Source organism: Acinetobacter sp. MF4642 (assembly GCF_002018925.1).
In the GTDB taxonomy this organism is placed as follows: Bacteria; Pseudomonadota; Gammaproteobacteria; order Pseudomonadales; family Moraxellaceae; genus Acinetobacter; species Acinetobacter johnsonii.
This window is the reverse complement of the sequence record NZ_MVON01000010.1, coordinates 37,111-51,197: the sequence shown is the minus strand read 5'-3', so window position 1 is coordinate 51,197 and position 14,087 is coordinate 37,111. Positions and strand designations below refer to the sequence as shown.

The window sequence follows — 14,087 nt, the reverse complement described above, 5'->3', positions numbered from 1 at the left end:
GGTTTTTTTATGGGTAAAACATAATGGCAATGAAGCAAACACAGACCAAGATGTTTGATTTTGCAGATGTAGGTTTGGACTTTTGTGCTGGCTCAAAAAATCTGTTTCCTGATCGCTTTAAGAAAATGCTGTCACAAGGCTATAACGAACAGACTGTGGCCAGTGTTTCGGTGACTGGTAATCAAGTAACACTGAACTACGGTGTGTCCCATGGTTATGCTGCAGATCGGGTGCTTAAGATCAATTCAGGGCCATTGGCGGAAATAAATGACGGGGAGTTTTGGATTGATGCAGTCACCGCAACTACACTCACTATGACCATTGATGCTGCTCCATCTGCAGTTGCAGGTGGATTTACCACAAAAATTGCTTCGATGGGTTATGCACTAGTTTATGAACAATTAAATATTCAAGTCTATAAATTTAAATCGCTAGATGAATCGGATCTCTTTTTAAGACTGTGTTTTCAAAACCAATCTGCTAGACGTAACTGTATTAGTCCTTGTGTAGGAAAATCATATGATCCTGTAACTGGCATTATCACAGACCCCAATGCGTTAGGAGAAAATAAAGAAATTCTCACGCCGGGAGATGGTTTTAAATGGGATTTGCAACAAGCTGCAAATGCAACCTTTAACAATTACAGCTATACACAAGGTTTTTCAAATTTTGGAAAAGCCCTAACTATTGGCAGTGCATATCATTTTGTGATGCTTACAAGTACAGCAAACACGACAGGATATGGTTGCATAGCTGCTATCTTGCCTACAAATACATTTAACTATAATGCAATCAAATACCCAGTTGTTATTGGAAGTTCATATGGCAACATTACTGGTGCGTCGAATGGAAATATGCTTGCTTCAGCGAAGGCATATTTGGGAGCAGTACAGGTATTATTTCATAGCGTGCCAGTAAACAGCCCCCCATATTCATATATCGATTATCGAAAACAAGCATTAAGCTCATTTCTTCCATCCAACCTAGATTCTTTCAACACAACTACGGCTGAGACAATGTGTGTGTATGCACAAGGTAACGGGCAAATTCTTGGTTGTTTGTATGGTGCCTATAAAGTCAAATTGGGCATAGATATTCCAGCAATGAACTCAAGTCAATCTCCAAGTGAGACAGCAGATATTGATTTAAGTCATAAAATCATATTGCACTATATTAGTGATGCAGGCTCACCTGATTATGCTGTGTTTTATGCGTTTCCTATCGAGGAAATAAAAATTGAGAATTAAAATCTTTAGAATGTTTTTAGGTGGATATACAGCCAACCAACAAAAGTTGGAAGCTATGGGATATGTAGTGGGATCATTTTCAAAGCAGATTATGGTCATACTTAACAATAATCAGGGCTTTGGAGTGGTCAAGGGAACAACAAAAAAGCTCGGTCAAAACTACTCACCTGTGCCTGTATGTTGTTTTAAGCGAAGTACTCGGCAGTTGCTTTGGGAAACAGTTTCAAAGCCAGATGGTACTTATTCGTTTCGGAACATTGCTGTAGGACTGGAGTGCTTTGTGGTGGCCTTTGATCCCAATGGGCAATATAACGCAGTCATCTCAGACAAACTGGTGGCCAAATGATTCAACCCTCACTAAATGCAAGTCTTGCACAACTCCAAGCACTGGCCACATACCTCGATCAAGGAAGCGCAAATGCTTCCTTTATTTTTTATGATGATGCGAAACCTGCTTCGGTCTCAGTGGCTGCCAATAATGCTGCAAAACTGGTGATCCTAACTTTGCCTAAGCCATGCTTAAAGACCATGCATGCTGACCGTATCGAGCTGAATCAAACTGATGCAGCAACGGTAACGAAGGAAGGTGTTGCAACATGGGCACGCTTACTCAATGGTGCTGGTGAAGCTGTTGCTGACTTTACCGTGGGTACGGATATAGAGCTGGCCAATCCTGAACTGGTTTTGGGAAGCACTTTGATGATGAACTCATTGATCCTCAAACCATCTACATAAAAGAGGTGGACATGTGGCGAACTATATTCCACCTGATGCACATCATGTAAATCTTAATTTTAAAGACATTGTAACGGGCTCTACCGATCTTAACTTTGGTGCGGATGAACAAAATCTCGCATCACTAGAAGCCACGATTGATATCACGTTTTGGGCTTTGTTTCAGGCACAGCGTTTAGATTTCAATGCACTTGAATCTGAAATTGATGTCTCATTCCACGCAGAGTTTCATACTGTATCAGGGCAAACAGCACAGCTTGAAGCCACGATCCTTACAGGATTTACCCCTGAGCTGAACGTGGTGGGGATTAATACGTATTGTGCACTTGATGCTGTGATCAACACGTCATTCGATCCGGTGTTTGGTGCCTTATTTGATATTAATCATCAATTGGGTGTTGAGCTGAGATTCAGTGCTGTATTTGAGCGTGCAATCACCCAGCTTGGATCAACAGAAATACCATGGGCGAAACCAGTACTCAGGGTGTCAAATGACACCTTTTTTTACGATCGTGGGTTGGTGATCAACCATGGCAATGATATTGGCTTTCAGCATGGAAGGACTTTGTCTGAATCCATCCATGCAGCGTTTGACCAGGGCGCGAATCTTAGTCGTAACCAAAGTGTGCGCTGGCAAGAAAATCTCAAAATTCGCATTGCACGTGATTTGTATTTTGATGAATCGATCAAGCTTCGATTGAATCGTGAATTCTCCCATCAGGAGATGATACGTAAACGCCGAAATATCTCATTTTCACATGAGGTCGCACACGTCTTTGAAAAGCGCTTTAGCTTTGATTGGGACAAAGGGCTGGAGCTAGTCACACAAGATGAGATCCCTTGGGATAAAGCCAAATCCATTCATTATCGCAAGCATCCGATTGAACCATGGCCAGAACCTGAAATTCCTGAATATGAGGGTACGGGTGATCTAGAGTTTGTTTGCTTGTGTGATGAGCTGGATGTGCACAATGTTGAACTCAACTTCGGTGCAGATGATTGCATCCCTGGCATACCAAATCGTAATTGGTGGTACATATTGAATAGTTTATCTGTGACACGCCAAGACAATGGCGTAGCGATTGAAGTCTATGACGGGAATTACAGTACCGATCGCAGCTGCTGGTGTTGGTCCTATAGTTTGACCGTACCGGCATCTGAGATTGGCAAACTTGAACCGATCAATGGCCAACCTGTGATTTTAAAGATTATCGTGAATGGTATCGAGCATCAAATGTTGCTTGAGAACCGCAGACGTTCTCGTAAGTTCGCCCAAGATACCTACACCTTAATTGGACGCAGTCAAACGGCACTGCTTGCTGCACCGACTGCGCCTTTACGCTCATTCTTACAAGAGAACGATCGAACCTCAGTCCAGTTGTGTCAGGCGGAACTGGATCGTGTGTTTAGCGATACGGTACTGAATTGGCAGTTGATCGATGCACTGGGCTGGGTCGTTGAACGTGAATGCTTAAGCTATTCCAATTTAGCACCGATCGATGCCATCAAGATGGTGGTTGAAAGTGGCGGTGGGTTTATTTATAGCGAAAAGGGCAGCAATACCCTGACGATCAAGCCTATTTACAAAAAGACCTTTTGGGATGTGTTGTCGATCGCTGAATATGATCGCTTGTTGCCTGAGTCCGCGGTGGTAAGTCAGTCCACCGATTATCAAATCTATCCTGATTACAACGGCATCACGCTGACCAATGATCGAAAGGCGTTGGTCGCCCAAGTGAAACGCACTGGAACCAGTGCTGATACCCTACTTCAGCCTGAAAACAATCCAATGTTTAACCATGTCAGCATGGGGGCATATGGTAAAGCCAAACTTGCCAAAGCAGGAATGGTCGAAACCCATACCTATAGCATGCCGATTTCGCCTGAAGTAGGTGAGTGTGTACCAGGAGAAGTGCTGGCTTTTAATGCGGAATGGTGGGGCATTGTAGATAGTGTCAGCGTCTCGTTCAGTCATGCGGTGGTCAATCAGACCGTGAAAGTGGAGCGTGTAAATCGTGAGTAATGCATTACAGCGTTTAATTGATTTGCTTCCTACAGCTGCAGAGTTTGTAGGAACCATTACCAGCGTGGACCATCCCAACTACAAAGTGTTGGTAGTAGGTGGATCAGGCCTAAATCTAGTGACCAGTTCAACGCGCTACAACCTTGGAGCATCCGTATTTGTATCTGATGGTGAGATTAAACGACTCGCGCCATTGGGTGAAGTGATTCAAATCGAAGTTTAAGTTTAGAAAGTATATGGCACCTCCGGGTGCTTTTTTATTACCAAAATTTAGGGGGCACAATGCCAAATGACTACTCATCTGACCCACCAGTAGCGACAGCGGGGCAGTTGCTTGCTATCTCAGACAAGATCAGCGACATATCCAAAAACATGGATAAGTTAGCTGAGATGCCTCAAAAACTTGACCGCATGAATATGCAGTTAGAGCAGCTCAATAAAGAGCATCAGCAGACACGAAATGACTTAACTCAAACTCGCGACAATCTGCAAGAAGATTTGGACCGCGCAAAGTCAAACTTCAAAAGTGAGATTAAGCAGCTCAGAAATGAAGTTGAGCCAAGATTTAAGGAGGTGGATTCACAGATCAGAGTGCTGCATGAAAGCAAAACCAAGATCGACAGCATCACTAACCTTGTACGCTTTGGCGGCATTTTCTTAGCAGGCTTATTCGTTGTCGCTTGGAATACCCAAACGAGCAAAACAGACACGGTAAATACTCAAGCCACAACCAACGCTCAAAGTATTCAGGTTCTTGAAAAACAATCTGATCAGCTTTTGAGAACAGTTGAAGAAATCCGAAACAAACTTTACGAACGAAATGTGAGAGAAAAATGAAATTGATTGATAACTGGAAACAGGCTTGGAAACTCAAGTCAGTACAAGTGGGCGCAATTAGCGCCTTTTTTTACGCCCTGATTTTATTCTCAGAGCAGTTTTTAAATGTCTGGGCAGTGATTCCGCAAGAGTTGAAAAACAAGATTCCTGAAAACGTTGCTGAATGGGTGGGGATTTTCGTTGGTGTAGCTATGGTGCTTGCTCGACTTAAAAAGCAGCCTGAACTGCATGAAGTAAATCAATTTGTCACGGTCACAGCAGGGCACTCTAATAAAGATCCTGGTGCAGTGAATGGAAAATTTAAAGAAGCCGAACTGGCTTCTCAATTCCGTAATGCAGTGGCTTACTATTTACGTGAGGCAGGCATTCAATATAAAACGGATGGGGTCGGTATACTCAATCAGGATTTAAATGCCGCCATCAAACTCATTAAAGGCTCATCTGTAGCTGTTGAATTCCATATGAATGCTGCTACATCAAAGCAAGCGAATGGCATTGAAACCATTGCATTACCGAAAGATAAGAAACTGGCTCAAGATTTATCGAAAGCTGTAGCAGATGTGTTTGGCAGTCGTTTACGTGGTGACAATGGTTGGATTGATCAAAGCCAATCTGCACGAGGAAAGCTCGGATTTATCAGCAATGGCGGTTTAATTGTAGAGCTTGGTTTCATTTCCAATGAAGAAGAATTATTTCAATTCAATGCTCGATATTGGTCGGCTGCTAAGGCTGTGGCTAAAGTTCTAATTGAATATGAAAAGCGCAATTAAGGTTTTATTGCTGTGCCTCCTCCTATCAGGTTGCACAGCGCATTCAATTACGACGAATGTGAATGTGGGGATTTGTGTGAAGGCTCTTTAAGTGAGGGCATCTCGCACCAAAATATAGTCTATTAAAATCTCTTTTATTGAGTGTGTTATTGGAGCAAGATCTTCAGTAAAACTTTCACAATTATCAATAAAAATTTGTGAGATGTTTTGATTTTTAGGGTTTGAATAGAATGTATCTATATAATCTATATGTTTTCTAACACAGTTGTTGTATTCACGAATATGTGGAGTAATTTGGGATAGTTGTGCAAGGTCCTCGAAATATTTTAAGTCAACAGTCATTTCCTGATTAAAGTCAATTAAAGGCCCAAGTGAACCCTTAACTTGGGACATTGTAAAAGTAGCATTTTGACCCAAAAGCCTTCTAACCGTTTGTTGGTATGTTGCTAATAATAAAAATGAGTTGCTAAGCTTCTTAAAAACAGCCTTCGCTTCGTTAGCAAGAATTGTTTTATTGTGTTGCTCCCTCCAGTCATTAAACAGTTGCGTGGCAATATATGCAGCAGCCAAAGTAGCTATACCGCTAAACAATGAGCTAACAATAATCCATGTGTCTTTTATAGAGTCACTAGAATTCTGAAAGTCAAAAATAATCCAAGTAAAGGCAAATAAAAACAATAGAATAATAAAAGTTATCGCCAGAGTTTTTGCAACAAAATTCCTTATATTGATCAACTCCACACCCCACTCAAAACAGCATACTCACTCGTACATCCATCCCAATATTCAAAACAACTATGCCAGATACACCAGCCTAATTTCTTATCCCATGGCTGAGACAACGTCACGCACTGCTCAATATAATACTGTTCCCATGTTTTCATTTTTATTCTTTCCATCCATCAACAATATCCGCCCAATCTTGGAGCATTTGCCTACGATCATCCAACCATTTTGCATGATTGTATGTCGCCCTTGTTTTATTTTCTTCAACATGCGCTAACTGCTTATTGATCCAATCGGGATTATAACCTTTCTCATTTAACAAAGTGGAAGCGGTCGCTCTAAAATCATGTGTAGTAACTTCCGGCAACCCAATAAAAACCAATGCTCTATTTAGTGTTGTTCTCGCCAACATCTCATCATTTTTAAATGGCGCTGAAAAAACGTAAGTCTCATTTTGAGAAATTTCATACTGCTCTTTAAGTAAGGCACACAGCTGATCCGACATCGGAACTAAATGAATATGATTCTTTTTGTTGCTACGCTCCTGTTTGCGTCGTCTCGATGCCTTGGGAAACTCAATCACTTTTTCATTAAAATCCACAAAGGACCATTGCATGCGTCTAATTTCAGATGCACGCAACATAGAATACATCATAGCTAGACAGGCATTTCTGACCGTTGTTGTGCCACCGTACAACTCTAGGCGCGTTCTTAGCTTGATGCGCTCATCTTTCTCTAATGGTCGTGCATGTTCAATTTCAGGAGCCTCTATGGCACTCCTAACAGCGTATGTGGGGTCGTTATCTGCTCTGAGGGTAACAATGGCATATTTCATTACTAGACTGACAAATCTGCGGTTCTGATTGGCTGCTGCTTCACCTGTGCCGTAGTGACTAAGCTTCTTCACCCTAACCATAGTGTCTTTCATAATAGTGAGCACGTCGGAGGAATTGACATCTTTTACAGGCTTATGGCCAATAACTTTATAAATATCCTTTCGCATTGATCGCTTGAACTGTTCTATGTAGTCCTCACTTTTATATTTCATCTGTTCCAAAGCGTATTCTTCAGCTACAGCCTTAAAAGTATTGGTCGTGGCGGTCACAGCCTCAATCTTCTTTTTCTTCTTATCATCTACCGGGTTAATGTCATCCTTTAATAGCGCTTTAGATTCGTCTTTCTTTTTACGCGCTTCAGCAAGTGAAACGATAGGGTATTCACCAAAACTTACAGTTCCCTCTTTGCTATTCAGAGTGTATTTAAAGCGCCATATCTTCTTGCCAGAGGGTCTTACTTCAATGTATAACCTTTCTGCATCAAGCACTCTGTACATTTTTTCTTTAGGCTTTAAAGATTTTATCTTGGTATCTGAGAGCATCAAGTTACCCGTTCAATTAAATAAGTTACCCGCCACAGTACCCGTTTTTTTGACAGATTAGTGCGAACCAATACAGACTAAAATAGATTAAAGAAATAGATAAATAAAGGGGTGTAAAGGATTTTTTAGACTAATGTAGATTCAAGTAGATTATAGTGAATATTTTAATAGCTAATGACGATGGTGTTTTTGCACCAGGTATTCAAGCGCTCGCACATGCTTTACGTCCATTAGGTCGCGTGGTGATTGTAGCACCCGAAAGTGAACGCAGTGGTTTTTCCAGTGCTTTGACTTTAGATCGACCCTTACGCCCAATCGAAATTGCACCCGACATGTGGGCAGTCAATGGAACACCCGCCGACTGTGTCTATTTGTCCATGAATGGCTTATTTGACTTTGAGTTTGATCTGGTTGTTAGTGGCATCAATAGCGGGGCAAACTTGGGTGATGATGTACTCTACTCAGGTACAGTTGGAGCAGCATTTGAAGGGCGTCTAATGAAACAGCCAGCCATTGCGGTATCACTTGCGGGCCCTGAAGTGCGTTCGTACAACAGCCCAGAAGATTATCATCATGCCGCACAGTGGGTGCATGATTTTGTGAAGCAAGGTTTGCCTGCATTGCCACCACGCCATATTTTAAATATTAATATTCCAGATGTTGCTGAGTTACAGGGCGCTAAAATTACTTATCAAGGACGTCGTCGTCAGTCTAAGCCGATTACCAGTCATGTTGACCCACGTGGTCGTCAAGTGTACTGGATTGGGCTTGCAGGTGAAGCTGTGGCAGAACCGAAAAGAGGCTATGATGAGGTAGAGTCAGACTTTTTCGCTGTGGCAAATGGTTTTGTCAGTATTACGCCTATTCAGATGGATGCAACCAACTATGAAGTTTTGCATGCATTACAAGGGCAAATAAGTGCGTAAAAGTCGCTACAGCTGAGCAATACAGGGAGTGTATTCAGCTGTTTGTTATAACTTTGTGAAAATACGCGCAGAGATACTATTTTCACATACTTTTTTGCTAATCTTAGCACAAATTAAACTGATTATTTTTTGTATTTTTAGAGAGTAAGATAAATGTCTGTGTTGTCTCAAATTCGTTTCATTGCAATTCCTACAGCACTACTGAAAACTGTCGTGTTATCTACTGCTGTAGTTTCAACTGTTATTTTGAGTGGTTGTGCTTCTAAACCACAGGTTAACAATGCAACACGTTTTGCGAAAGCACCAGACTATTATACAGTTCGTTCAGGCGACACGCTGAGCGGTATTGCAACTCGTTATGGGCTGAGTTATACCTCTGTTGCAGACATGAATGATATTGCTGCGCCGTACCGTATTTATGTGGGGCAGTCATTACGTTTAAAAGGTTCGGGTAGTCCGCGTACAACCACGACGCAACCTATTACACAAACCGCTCCAATTCAACGTCAAAATGTTGGCCTCCCGAGTCAAAATACGACCACAACAACCACAACAACTCCTGCTAAAGTACCGACCGCACCTGTTGTGAGCTCGAAAAGTTCAACTTTACGCTGGGTAAAACCAAGTAATGGCGCTGTTTTGCAAGGTTATAATTTAGCAAATAATGTGAAAGGTATTCGCTATGCTGGTAACCAAGGTAATCCAATTTATGCAGCAGCAGATGGCCAAGTGGTGTATGCAGCAGACGGATTGAAAGAATATGGGAACTTAATTTTGGTTAAGCATATTGATGGTTATATCACAGCATATGCACACAACAGTGCGATGAATGTGAAGAGCGGTCAAAATGTGACGGCAGGACAGAAAATTGCTGAAATGGGATCCACAGGTGCAACGCGCACCATGTTAGAGTTCCAAGTACGCTTAGATGGCAAGCCAATCAATCCGACTATAGTTTTACCATTAAATTAAAAAATCTGGATGCAACGCAAAAAATTCACCGTATAATACAATGAGTTGTTTTTATCAAATAGATGAAAACTTCTCATGAATCCAGAGAGAATTTTATGTTAGATCAACTACGGGCAATGGGTGTTTTTGCTTGTGTTGTCGAAAAGAGTTCATTTAGTGGTGCCGCGCGTGAGTTAGGCATCACTACAAGTGCTGTGAGTCAGCAAATTCGTTCTTTAGAGCAAGAGATGGAAGTTGTTCTTTTACATCGCTCAACAAGAAAGTTGAATTTAACTGAAGCAGGCCAGGCTTTTTTCCACAGCTGTCAAGAAATGCTCGCCGCTGCTGAACGTGGCAAAATACGTATCAATGAATTGCGCGATGATCTTGTGGGTGAGCTGCGAATAGCCACTACGCCAGAGTTAGGTGCCAATCATGTGATTCCTGCTTTGTCGCATTGGATGTCTGCACATCGCGGATTATCTATTCATATTGAAGCAGATAATCATTATGTGGATTTGATGAATGGGCGAATTGATATTGCATTAAGAATGAGTCCAACGGTTGACGATCAAAGCGTACATGTCGTGCCATTGGCGCGCGTGGAACAGATTTTGGTTGCTTCACCGAGCTATTTGAATCAGTCTGCACCAATTTCACGACCTGAAGATTTGAAAAATCATGATCTAATTCCGATCACGATTATGAAAAATAATCATGATTTTGATTTTAAAAATGTGGTGACAGGTGATGCGGTTAAACTTGAGATGAAATCAAGAGTAGCCAGTAATAATATTTTAGTGACAAAGACTTTATGTCAACATGGGCATGGGGTTGCACGTATTTTATATTTGGATGTGCAAAAAGAATTGGTTAACGGTTCTTTAGTGGAAGTTCTTCCAGAGTGGAAGCTCCCTAACTTTACGCTATATGCCATCATTTCAAAGCATGAACAACAGCCGATGAAGATCCATCGTTGTTTGGATGCATTGAAACAATACTTTTGCCAACTACCCGGTGGTCGTATTTACCAAGAAGCAAGCTAATTCGATAGAGATTGTAACTGACGATCAGTCAACCCATACACATGCTAATAAATTTTAAATGAAATAACTACATAATTTGAGTTAAGCGGTTCACATGGAACCGCTTAACACGGAGAGCAGTAGAGAAAGGCCAAAGCACTTACGTCTGTTGCTCTTTATTTTTTTCATTCACAACAAAAACAATACTTTTATTCTAAGCTATTGAAGCCTATTCAGCCTGATCTTGTGTTAATTCTAAAGCACGTTGGTAAGCAATTTTCTTTTTAATGCCGGTTAAATCAGCCGCTAACTGTGATGCAGCTTTCACTGACAAATCTTGTAAGAGACGTGTTAAAAGCTGGTCGAGTTTTTCTTGCGCCATATCTTTTTCAGTGGTCGCACCACCGACAACCAGCACAATTTCACCTTTTTGTTGATGATGATCGTTTGCAATAAATTCAACCAACTCACCTAAAGTCATCTTCTTGATGGTTTCAAAAGTTTTGGTAATTTCACGGGCAAAACCGACAGGGCGGTCAGCACCAAAGACTTTAGCCATGTCACTGACACTGTCTAAAATACGATGTGGTGCCTCATAAAAAATTAGGGTTTGCGTTTCGTTTTTGAGTTTTTCCAAACTTGCCAGTCGTTGGGTTTGTTTAGAAGACAAAAAACCTTCAAAGCTGAAACGATCACTTGGTAAGCCCACTGAGCTTAGAGCAGCAATCGCAGCACAAGCACCCGGTACAGGGATTACGCGGATATTATGCTCTTGTGCGGCACGGACCAATTTAAAGCCCGGATCACTGATAAGAGGTGTTCCTGCATCACTGATAAGCGCCATATCTTCACCCTTCAACAAACGCTGAATAAGGATGTCAATTTTGTTGCTTTCGTTATGATCGTGGCATGCGGTAAGTGGAGTTTGAATATTAAAGTGTTTCAGTAATTGTGCTGAAGTTCGTGTATCCTCAGCAGCAATGATTTTGACTGATTTTATTACATCAATTGCGCGGTAAGTCATGTCATCTAAGTGCCCAATAGGGGTTGCGACTACAAATAACTGGGCACTCATGGGTTTTCTCCGCGCTGCAAAATAATAAAATGATAGGTTGGTTTGAGTGCTTTGATGCATTCAACCGATACCGCGATAAGCATTCTACCTGAATTGTCCGTCGTGGCGTGAGTTAGAATATTGTCGGCGATGGATTTGCAGGAGTTGGTAAGACATTCGACTGAAATCTAAACGCCAAGAAAGCTTTAAAACGTAGAATGAAATGAATTGATTGGTTCGAGAGACTCACAGCAGCGGTTTTAAGCATCAAGGCGTGAGATTTTTGATCGATATTTAGTTTTTCGAAATGTGATGATTAAAAAATAAAAAGAAGTGGGGGGAAGATAAAGAGATGAAACTGGGACAATGGGCAGAGCAACAAGCTTTGATTGTGCTAGAAGAACAGGGTTATGTTCATGTGCAGTCCAATTATCACTCGCGCTTTGGAGAAATTGATCTGATTGTACAAAAAGGGCAGGAATTGGTTTTTGTTGAGGTCAAAGCACGCTCAAAAACGCGTTTTGCGCAGGCTATTGAAACAATTTCCTATTCAAAACAACGCAAAATAGCAAAAACGGCCATGTTATTTTTACAAGATCATCCACATTTCCAGCACTATTATTGCCGCTTTGATGTGATTTGTTTTGATTTTTTTAAAGAAATTGCAAAAACCATACAGCAAGATTTTTCAAAATTCACTTATGATCAGCAATGGATAGAAAATGCTTTTACTTTTGATCAAGACTTTATTAATCTTTGAACAAAATCAAAGCTGAAATGCTGAATTAAAATAGTTTGAAAAGTTGAGGAGTCTTGCTGAGTGTTCAATCGTATTGCAATGACCGTATTATGCGTCGCAAGTTTATCTGGATGTGCAAGTTTCATTTCGGGTGGGACAGGAACAGCCGCTGTAGGAACAGAAAGCGGTGCACGTTCATTAGGGCAGGTCTTTATTGACTCTTCAATTGAGCGTACTGCAAAAATTAACTTATATAAATTGGACAGTCGTTTTAAACAGTCACGTGTCAATATCGAAAGTTTTCATGGCAATGTCTTATTAACAGGACAAGTACCCGATCAACACTTACGTCAGTTGGCCGAAGACAATGTGCGTGCGATGTCGGATGTCAAAACCGTGCATAACTACATTACAGTTGGAAACCAAATTAGTTATAGCACCATCATGCAAGACACCTCAGTTACAGCAAATACACGTGGCTTGATCATGAAAGCTGCTGTTGTTTCAGATGCGAAAGTGCGTATTCACACCGAAGATGGCGTGTTATATGTGATGGGACGTTTAAATGGTGCTGAAATTACCGATTTAAACCAAGTGTTACAGCAAGTGGGGAATGTGACTAAAATTATCACACTGGTGGATAATATAGAGCAACAGACGCAAACGACCAGTGCATTTGCATCACCAATGATTAATTCAACACCGACAGAGCAAACGCCTGTTGCGATAGACCCAGACCAAGTTGAGCCAAATAATGTTCAATAAGCTTCAGCCTTTTGTTCAAAGACTGAATCGTTCGGTAGAGTATGCAAGATTACTCTATCGTGACTTTCGTATTTATGATGTCGGTAGTTATGCCCTAAACCGTTTAACACCGCGTAAGGGTTATTCGGTCCAAGAAAATGTAGCTTATGGGTTACGCGCACGACACCGTTTAGATCTCTTTCGCACGCAAACACCGCGTGAACACCGTCCTCTGATTGTATTTGTGCATGGCGGTGCATGGATGCATGGCGATAAAAAAGATTATCGTTTTATTGGAGAAGCCTTTGCCAAAGAGGGCTTTGATGTGGCTGTAATTAACTACCACTTGGCGCCTGAGCATATTTTTCCTGCCTCTATTGATGATCTCAGCTTGGCTTTAAATTATCTCAATGTACATCAACTTAAATATCAAATTTCGACTGAAAAAGTGGTGTTGATGGGGCATTCTGCGGGCGCATTTAATGTGATGTCTGCGCTCTATCATCCGAAACCGTATGAAATACAATGCCGCAGTCAAATTACCGCCATTATTGGTTTGGCAGGCCCTTATCATTTTGACTATAAAGGTGATCCAATTTGTGCGGATGCTTTTGATCAGAATAGACCTTATCAGGAAGTGATGCCATATTATTTCGTCGAGTCGAATAGGGTTAAACATTATCTATTGGTTGCGGAGAATGATGATGTCGTCGGGTTGAGTAATGCTGTTGATTTGGATCGTAGGTTGAAAGAAAAAGGTAACTATAGTCAACTTTGGACGGTGCCACGCATCGGTCATATTTCAATGATTGGTTCGGTATCGAGTTTGTTTAGTCGTTACTTCACGACCAAGCAAAAAATTATGCAGGCGCTCGAGGATGCGCTTAAGCATTAATTGGGTTTTAAAGTGTATTTGTTGTAGAGATGGTGAG

General features: G+C 41.4%; 17 protein-coding genes. 13 read left to right on the top strand and 4 right to left on the bottom strand.

Annotated features, from left to right (window positions below; translation table 11 throughout):
- Positions 1-23: 23 nt before the first annotated feature.
- The 7 genes from MF4642_RS07545 to MF4642_RS07515 are packed head-to-tail and all read left to right on the top strand — an operon-like array spanning position 24 to position 5,612.
- Entirely contained in the window at positions 24-1,247 is a 1,224-nt protein-coding gene (locus MF4642_RS07545) for a hypothetical protein (RefSeq protein ID WP_078425810.1), read from the top strand.
- Entirely contained in the window at positions 1,237-1,593 is a 357-nt protein-coding gene (locus MF4642_RS07540; protein ID WP_078425809.1) for a hypothetical protein, read from the top strand. Before MF4642_RS07545 ends, MF4642_RS07540 begins: the two co-directional genes overlap by 11 nt.
- Positions 1,590-1,982 (top strand): hypothetical protein, encoded by a 393-nt coding sequence (locus MF4642_RS07535; RefSeq protein ID WP_078425808.1) that lies wholly within the window; start codon positions 1,590-1,592, stop codon positions 1,980-1,982. Before MF4642_RS07540 ends, MF4642_RS07535 begins: the two co-directional genes overlap by 4 nt.
- 13 nt (positions 1,983-1,995) lie before the next feature.
- On the top strand, positions 1,996-4,005 hold the full coding sequence (locus tag MF4642_RS07530) for a hypothetical protein (protein ID WP_078425807.1): 2,010 nt from the start codon (positions 1,996-1,998) through the stop codon (positions 4,003-4,005).
- Entirely contained in the window at positions 3,998-4,228 is a 231-nt protein-coding gene (locus MF4642_RS07525) for a hypothetical protein (protein ID WP_058869408.1), read from the top strand. Before MF4642_RS07530 ends, MF4642_RS07525 begins: the two co-directional genes overlap by 8 nt.
- Positions 4,229-4,287: 59 nt before the next feature.
- Positions 4,288-4,842: a coiled-coil domain-containing protein gene (locus tag MF4642_RS07520; protein WP_078425806.1), complete on the top strand. Its 555-nt coding sequence runs from the start codon at positions 4,288-4,290 to the stop codon at positions 4,840-4,842.
- Positions 4,839-5,612: an N-acetylmuramoyl-L-alanine amidase gene (locus MF4642_RS07515; RefSeq protein ID WP_078425805.1), complete on the top strand. Its 774-nt coding sequence runs from the start codon at positions 4,839-4,841 to the stop codon at positions 5,610-5,612. Before MF4642_RS07520 ends, MF4642_RS07515 begins: the two co-directional genes overlap by 4 nt.
- 87 nt (positions 5,613-5,699) lie before the next feature.
- Here the strand turns inward: MF4642_RS07515 and MF4642_RS07510 are convergent, their stop codons facing one another.
- The 3 genes from MF4642_RS07510 to MF4642_RS07505 are packed head-to-tail and all read right to left on the bottom strand — an operon-like array spanning position 5,700 to position 7,716.
- On the bottom strand, positions 5,700-6,353 hold the full coding sequence (locus tag MF4642_RS07510) for a hypothetical protein (protein WP_078425804.1): 654 nt from the start codon (positions 6,351-6,353) through the stop codon (positions 5,700-5,702).
- On the bottom strand, positions 6,344-6,496 hold the full coding sequence (locus MF4642_RS16865) for a hypothetical protein (protein WP_161489507.1): 153 nt from the start codon (positions 6,494-6,496) through the stop codon (positions 6,344-6,346). Before MF4642_RS16865 ends, MF4642_RS07510 begins: the two co-directional genes overlap by 10 nt.
- Before the next feature lie 2 nt (positions 6,497-6,498).
- Positions 6,499-7,716 (bottom strand): tyrosine-type recombinase/integrase, encoded by a 1,218-nt coding sequence (locus MF4642_RS07505; RefSeq protein ID WP_078425803.1) that lies wholly within the window; start codon positions 7,714-7,716, stop codon positions 6,499-6,501.
- Positions 7,717-7,871: 155 nt separating this feature from the next.
- On the opposite strand from MF4642_RS07505, the gene surE reads away from it, so the two are divergent.
- The 3 genes from surE (at position 7,872) to MF4642_RS07490 (ending at position 10,639) form a co-directional block, all read left to right on the top strand.
- Positions 7,872-8,642, top strand: coding sequence for a 5'/3'-nucleotidase SurE (surE, locus tag MF4642_RS07500; RefSeq protein WP_005399784.1), 771 nt, complete (start codon positions 7,872-7,874; stop codon positions 8,640-8,642).
- Between the two features lie 153 nt (positions 8,643-8,795).
- Entirely contained in the window at positions 8,796-9,614 is an 819-nt protein-coding gene (locus tag MF4642_RS07495) for a peptidoglycan DD-metalloendopeptidase family protein (RefSeq protein WP_078425802.1), read from the top strand.
- A gap of 95 nt (positions 9,615-9,709) precedes the next feature.
- The gene (locus tag MF4642_RS07490) at positions 9,710-10,639 is read left to right on the top strand and encodes a LysR family transcriptional regulator (RefSeq protein WP_010326350.1); all 930 of its coding nucleotides are present in this window, start codon (positions 9,710-9,712) and stop codon (positions 10,637-10,639) included.
- Between the two features lie 208 nt (positions 10,640-10,847).
- Here MF4642_RS07490 and rsmI read toward each other — a convergent pair whose 3' ends face one another.
- Positions 10,848-11,693 carry a 16S rRNA (cytidine(1402)-2'-O)-methyltransferase gene (rsmI, locus tag MF4642_RS07485; RefSeq protein WP_078425801.1) on the bottom strand — a complete coding sequence of 282 codons (846 nt, stop codon included), beginning with the start codon at positions 11,691-11,693 and terminating at the stop codon, positions 10,848-10,850.
- 331 nt (positions 11,694-12,024) lie between these two features.
- Here rsmI and MF4642_RS07480 point away from each other — a divergent pair, with 331 nt between their 5' ends.
- From MF4642_RS07480 to MF4642_RS07470, 3 genes are read left to right on the top strand one after another with little or no spacing between them, the layout of a single operon-like run.
- Positions 12,025-12,432 carry a YraN family protein gene (locus tag MF4642_RS07480; RefSeq protein WP_078425800.1) on the top strand — a complete coding sequence of 136 codons (408 nt, stop codon included), beginning with the start codon at positions 12,025-12,027 and terminating at the stop codon, positions 12,430-12,432.
- Between the two features lie 60 nt (positions 12,433-12,492).
- A complete protein-coding gene (locus MF4642_RS07475; protein WP_010326352.1) occupies positions 12,493-13,176 on the top strand; it encodes a BON domain-containing protein in 684 nt (227 codons plus the stop codon).
- The gene (locus tag MF4642_RS07470) at positions 13,166-14,050 is read left to right on the top strand and encodes an alpha/beta hydrolase (RefSeq protein WP_010326353.1); all 885 of its coding nucleotides are present in this window, start codon (positions 13,166-13,168) and stop codon (positions 14,048-14,050) included. The genes MF4642_RS07475 and MF4642_RS07470 overlap by 11 nt, the downstream gene beginning before the upstream one ends.
- The last annotated feature ends 37 nt before the right edge of the window (positions 14,051-14,087 follow it).

Excerpts from the sequence above, each read along its gene's own strand:
- MF4642_RS07545 (WP_078425810.1), top strand. The coding sequence starts at position 24 with ATGGCAATGAAGCAAACACAGACCAAGATGTTTGATTTTGCAGATGTA.
- MF4642_RS07535 (WP_078425808.1), top strand. The coding sequence starts at position 1,590 with ATGATTCAACCCTCACTAAATGCAAGTCTTGCACAACTCCAAGCACTG.
- MF4642_RS07520 (WP_078425806.1), top strand. The coding sequence starts at position 4,288 with ATGCCAAATGACTACTCATCTGACCCACCAGTAGCGACAGCGGGGCAG.
- MF4642_RS07515 (WP_078425805.1), top strand. The coding sequence starts at position 4,839 with ATGAAATTGATTGATAACTGGAAACAGGCTTGGAAACTCAAGTCAGTA.
- MF4642_RS16865 (WP_161489507.1), bottom strand. The coding sequence starts at position 6,496 with ATGAAAACATGGGAACAGTATTATATTGAGCAGTGCGTGACGTTGTCT.
- MF4642_RS07505 (WP_078425803.1), bottom strand. The coding sequence starts at position 7,716 with ATGCTCTCAGATACCAAGATAAAATCTTTAAAGCCTAAAGAAAAAATG.
- MF4642_RS07495 (WP_078425802.1), top strand. The coding sequence starts at position 8,796 with ATGTCTGTGTTGTCTCAAATTCGTTTCATTGCAATTCCTACAGCACTA.
- MF4642_RS07490 (WP_010326350.1), top strand. The coding sequence starts at position 9,710 with ATGTTAGATCAACTACGGGCAATGGGTGTTTTTGCTTGTGTTGTCGAA.
- rsmI (WP_078425801.1), bottom strand. The coding sequence starts at position 11,693 with ATGAGTGCCCAGTTATTTGTAGTCGCAACCCCTATTGGGCACTTAGAT.
- MF4642_RS07480 (WP_078425800.1), top strand. The coding sequence starts at position 12,025 with ATGAAACTGGGACAATGGGCAGAGCAACAAGCTTTGATTGTGCTAGAA.
- MF4642_RS07470 (WP_010326353.1), top strand. The coding sequence starts at position 13,166 with ATGTTCAATAAGCTTCAGCCTTTTGTTCAAAGACTGAATCGTTCGGTA.